This is a genomic window from Nocardia vermiculata NBRC 100427, from assembly GCF_001613265.1.
GTDB classification, from domain to species: domain Bacteria; phylum Actinomycetota; class Actinomycetes; order Mycobacteriales; family Mycobacteriaceae; genus Nocardia; species Nocardia vermiculata.
This window is the reverse complement of sequence record NZ_BDCA01000061.1, coordinates 1-5,233: the sequence shown is the minus strand read 5'-3', so window position 1 is coordinate 5,233 and position 5,233 is coordinate 1. Positions and strand designations below refer to the sequence as shown.

General features: G+C 65.3%; 4 protein-coding genes. 2 read left to right on the top strand and 2 right to left on the bottom strand.

Annotated elements, in window-relative coordinates; translation table 11 throughout:
* Positions 1 to 106 precede the first annotated feature (106 nt).
* A complete protein-coding gene (locus NV2_RS30395; RefSeq protein WP_067882374.1) occupies positions 107 to 601 on the bottom strand; it encodes a MarR family winged helix-turn-helix transcriptional regulator in 495 nt (164 codons plus the stop codon).
* A gap of 590 nt (positions 602 to 1,191) precedes the next feature.
* Here NV2_RS30395 and NV2_RS30390 point away from each other — a divergent pair.
* Together NV2_RS30390 and lipB are read left to right on the top strand one after the other, a co-directional pair.
* A complete protein-coding gene (locus tag NV2_RS30390) occupies positions 1,192 to 2,457 on the top strand; it encodes a DUF475 domain-containing protein (RefSeq protein ID WP_084475719.1) in 1,266 nt (421 codons plus the stop codon).
* 34 nt (positions 2,458 to 2,491) lie between these two features.
* Complete coding sequence (gene lipB, locus NV2_RS30385; RefSeq protein ID WP_067882371.1) at positions 2,492 to 3,127, top strand: lipoyl(octanoyl) transferase LipB; 636 nt, start codon at positions 2,492 to 2,494, stop codon at positions 3,125 to 3,127.
* A gap of 16 nt (positions 3,128 to 3,143) precedes the next feature.
* Here lipB and NV2_RS30380 read toward each other — a convergent pair.
* The coding region (locus NV2_RS30380; RefSeq protein ID WP_067882368.1) for an MFS transporter at positions 3,144 to 5,233 on the bottom strand (2,090 nt) is incomplete at its 5' end.

Here is a 5,233-nt window from a genome sequence, read left to right as displayed (position 1 = left end):
CGGCAGATACGTCTGCCCGGCGGAGACGGCATCCTCCGCTGCCGGAGCGCTCACCGGAGCGGCGGCCGGCGGAGCCTCAGTGGTCGAAGTCGTCATGTACGTAGCCCTAATTCGAATCCGCGGTGATAGTGGACTGTTCGATGCCGCTGACCAGAAGTTCGAGGAGATCGGTCAACGTGGCCCGTTCGTCTTCGGGCCAGTCGGCCATCACCTCGGCCAGCCAGCGGTTGCGGTTTCGACGGTTCTCCTCGAAAACCCGCTCCCCTTCGGCGGTCGGCGCCAGCACACAGGCGCGCCCGTCCACGGGATCGGCCCGGCGTTCCACCAGACCGTGTGCCACCAGCGACCGAGTCTGTCTGCTGATGGTCGAAGCTTCGGTATGCAACGTGTCCGCGAGCTTGCCCGTGCGCTGCGGACCGTCGTGTACCAAGCAGAACAGCACCGCATAAGCCAAGCGCTCCAGCCCGTCCGGGCCGTGCTTGGCTATCTGCGATTTGGTTCTGCCGACCGCCCGCATCAATCGAATCAGTTGTGCACCGAGACGGTCGGCCACATCCAATTCGGTCGCGCCGGTGCCGGGATCACAGGCCTCTACGACCATGATCGAGTTACCTTCTCCCCGCGACGCAATTGCTTAGCATGTACAACTAGTTGCTGAGGCCAACTATACATACGGACCGAGGCGGAATGCACATGCCCCGGAGCGCCACACGCCGCCACTCGACTCGCACCGATTCCAATTCGGACACCGATGGGTTACCAAAAGTTTGCCCAAACCGATGCGGTATCGACATCCAGGCGTACTCGCCCCACGAACAGCGGCGTGACCCGGGCGGATCGAAACCACACCGAGCCATCTCAAATCCGGCACAACACCCAAAACAGTCAACGAATACGGACCTTTACGACACTGCTGACCGGCCGCACACCCGGCACACCCCCCTCCTGGCAACTCCCGCGCCACCACCGATCCCCGATGCGGGATTACCATCACTGTGATCGAGAAGACAACATTGCCCACGTCGTTGCCCGGCCTGGCTGTTCGACTTCCTCCCACGGCCGGAGACGGCGATCGATTGTGGTTCGAGCCGGTCAACTGTCACAATCGAGACCAGGGTTGCGAGCACTCTGAATGCTGTGACCCGCGGAGTCGTAACCCCCGCGGGTGTCGGATTGACGAAAGGCATCGGCATGTTCGTGCGAGTTTTCGCCCTGTCGTTCATCGTCGCCGCTGCGTCCTTGGTGGTGGCTACGCTGTACGGCGGACCGGAGGCCTTGGTGCTGGTAGCAGCCCTCGGAATCCTCGAGGTATCGCTCTCGTTCGACAATGCGGTGGTCAATGCCGGTGTGCTGCAACGGATGAGCCCGTTCTGGCAGCGCATCTTCCTGACCATCGGCATGGTGATCGCGGTCTTCGGTATGCGCCTGGTGTTCCCGCTGGTGGTGGTCGGCATCAGTGCGCATCTGGCCCCATTCGATGCCCTGCAGCTGGCGCTGAACCCGCCGCCGGACGGCGCGGCGTTTTTCCCGGACGGGCGTCCCAGCTATGAAACCCTGCTCAGCGACGCCAATCCGAAGATCGCGACCTTCGGTGGGATGTTCCTGCTGCTGCTGTTCCTGAACTACATCTGCACACCGCGAGAGATCACCTGGCTGAGCTGGCTGGAACGGCCGCTCGCACGCATCGGGCGCTTCTCCACCTTCACGGTGGTGATCGCACTGATCGCACTGGTACTCACCGCCGGACTCCTCGCTCCGAACGAGCGCGCCGACGTGGTGATGGTGTCGGGCGCGCTGGGGATGGCCACCTACTTCCTCGTCGACGGGCTCGGCGCACACTTCGAGAACGATTCGCTGATCGAGGGCCCCTCGCAGACGGCACTACTCACCGGCAAGGCCGCCTTCTTCGCATTCCTCTACCTCGAGGTGCTCGACGCCTCGTTCTCCTTCGACGGCGTGATCGGAGCATTCGCCATCAGCGCGGACCCGATCATCATCGCCCTCGGACTGGGGCTGATCGGTGCCATGTTCGTTCGCTCGATCACCGTCTACCTGGTCCGGCGGGGCACCCTGTCGGAGTACATCTATCTCGAGCACGGCGCGCACTGGGCAATCGGCGCGCTGGCCGCAGTTCTCCTGATCTCCACCGGTTTCCACCTCGACGAGATGATCACCGGCCTGGTGGGCGTCGCGATCATCGGTGCGGCCTACCTCAGCAGCGTGGTGCACAACAAGCGCCACCGCGCTCCCGTCACAGAGACCGACACGGAGGGAATTTCACCGGTCGGCGACGCTACTGCGGCAGCCGAGGGCACTGTTGCTGCAGCCGACGGGGCCGAGCCTGCGGATGAGGAGCGGGACGGCCTCGCCGAACTGGACCGCGAATTTCCGTTCGAGCACATGACGCTGCGGGCGGAGCGACCACAACGCGACAAGCTCAACACCGAAGCCTATTGAGATCGCCGCACCGGGCCGGACGTATTCTCGGATCATGAGGTCGCGGCCGCTGACACTGATCCAGGACGAACTCGTCGACTACGACAAGGCCATGGAACGCATGGTCGAATTGGTGGAACAGCGCAAGCGCGACGAACGGCCGGATACTCTGTGGCTGCTCAGCCATCCGCAGGTCTACACCGTCGGGCGGCGCACCCCCACCGGCCATCTGCCCGACCCCGAGCACGGCATTCCGGTGGTGGAGACCACGCGCGGCGGGCAGCTGACGTACCACGGCCCCGGCCAACTGGTGGGATATCTGGTGGTGAAACTCGGTGCCGACGAGGGCGTGGTGGACTACATCCGCGAGGTCGAACATCGCCTGGTGGCCGCCCTGGACCGGCTCGGCATCGCAGCGCAGCGCCGCATCACCCCACCTGGTTCGGAACTACTCACGGGGGTGTGGACCGTGGCCACCGGCCGCAAGATCGTCTCCATCGGGATGCGCCAGAGCCGCGGGGTCACCAGTCACGGATTCGCCCTCAACGTCGACGGCGACCTCACACCGTGGCAATGGGCGGTGGCCTGCGGGCTGCCCGATGTCGATATGACGTCGGTCCAGCGGGAACGCCCCGGCACCGGAATGGATCAGGTGCGCCCGATCGTGGCGGAGGCCTTCGCGGCCGACTGATCGAACGGTCCGACGATTACAGCCTTTCCCGCACACCGCTGTAAACCATTGCGCCGGTGCGGTCTTCGCCGGCCTCCTGTGGCCGTGCCGGCCGGTGACCGAGTCGCATGTCGTGACTGTTGCGATCACCCGCCAGTACGACCCGATCACTCACCGGCGGATAACCTCGCGCCACCACCGTGTAGTCGCCCTCGGGGAGATCGGTGATGCGGTAGTAACCCTCGGCATCGGTGAACACGGAGGTCACCACTTCACCGTCCGAATCGGTCACGGTGACACGGATATCGGCGACCGCCCTGCTCCCGGCGCACACCCGGCCGGTGAGCACACTCATCGGGGCCAGCTCGATATCGTGGCGCAGTACCCCGGTCTCGGGCACCGTCAGCGCGCCGGCGACGGGCTGACGCCCAGGGGCCACCGCCACCAGCGTGTAGGTTCCGGTCACCACACCGTGGCAGAGGTAACCACCGTCGGCGCCGGTCACCGCGGCGCCGACCACGTCACCGCGGTGGTCGGTGACGGTCACGGTGACGCCGGCCAGCGGTCCGCGCCGGCCCGCGGTCACGATCCCGGTCAACTCCCCCGCGCCGGTCAGTGTCACGTCCAGCGGGTCCGATTGCGTTCCGACGGCGACATTGACCGCCGCGGGCCGATACCCGTTCGCCGAGACGATCAGGACGTAGTCGCCGAGCTCGGGCGCATCGATCCGGAAGGCGCCGTCGGCGGCACCCGTGGCCCGCGAAACCTGGTGTCCACGTTGGTCGATCAAGGTGACGACCGCATCCGTCACGGGTTGCGCACCGCCGCGCAGGATACGACCGGACAGCACCGTCGACTCCGAGATGTCGGCACCGGCGTCCGGCCCGGTGTGTCCCGGACCCACCCGCCGGGGCCCGCCGCCCACGACCGGCAGCGGCTCTATCCCGGCCTCGGAACGAGCGCCGCCGGAACGATCCGGATTCGCCGCGGGCTCGGCGGCGGGCGGCGCATCCTGCAGCGGAATCTCCTTCATGAACAGCAACACCAGACAGGCGAGTACGGCTACCCCGGCCGCAGTGTAGAACACCCACTGCAGCGAATCGGTGAAACCGATGAGGATGGGATCGCGGAGCTGCGGTGGTAGGGCTGCGATTCCGCTGGTATTGGCCTGCAGTCGATCGAGTTGAGCAGTGTCGAATCCGGGTGGCAGGACGCCGCCGAAGGCATCGATGATCTTGCGCGGCATGAGGTTGAACAGAATCGTCAGGAACACCGCCACACCGAGCGTGCCACCCATCTGCCGGAAGAAGGTCGCCGACGCCGTCGACACACCCATATCCGAACGCGGACCGGCGTTCTGCGCCGCGATGATCAACGTCTGCATACAGCCGCCGAGGCCGAACCCGATGATCGCGCTGTAGGCGAGTGGCTGCCACAACGGGCTGTCGTAGTGCACCTGCGCATACAGCGCGGCACCGCAGGCGATGATGAAGGTGCCCGCAACGGGCAGGATCTTGTAGCGCCCGGTCACCTTGGTGATCTGCCCGGCGATCAGCGAGCCGACCATGATCCCCAGCACCAGCGGCAGCATCAACAACCCCGCCTTGGTCGGTGAATAGCCGCGCACCACCTGCAGATACAACGGCACCATACTGATCGCGCCGAACATCGCGACACCGACGATGAAGCCGCCCAGGATGGTGATCGAGAAGGTCGAATTCCGGAACAGCCGCAACGGAATCAAGGCGGCGTTCTTCATCAGCAGTTCCACCAGCACGAAAAGCACGAGCCCGGCCGCGCCGACGCCGTAACAGATCAGCGATCGCTGCGAATCCCAGCCCCAGCTGCGGCCCTGCTCGGCCACGATCAACAACGGCACCACACAGATCGCCAGCGCGATCGCACCGAACCAGTCCACCCGATGCCGCTGTCGTTGATGAGGGACGTTGAGTACCTTCGCCACGACCGCCAGCGCCAGCACGCCGATCGGCACGTTCACCAGGAACACCCAGCGCCAACCGTCGATACCCCACAGCACGTCGTAGTCGGAGAAGAAGCCGCCGAGTACCGGTCCGGCGACCGTGGCGGTCCCGAAGACCATCATGAAATAGCCCTGATACCGCACGC

Excerpts from the sequence above, each read along its gene's own strand:
- NV2_RS30395 (WP_067882374.1), bottom strand. The coding sequence starts at position 601 with ATGGTCGTAGAGGCCTGTGATCCCGGCACCGGCGCGACCGAATTGGAT.
- NV2_RS30390 (WP_084475719.1), top strand. The coding sequence starts at position 1,192 with ATGTTCGTGCGAGTTTTCGCCCTGTCGTTCATCGTCGCCGCTGCGTCC.
- lipB (WP_067882371.1), top strand. The coding sequence starts at position 2,492 with ATGAGGTCGCGGCCGCTGACACTGATCCAGGACGAACTCGTCGACTAC.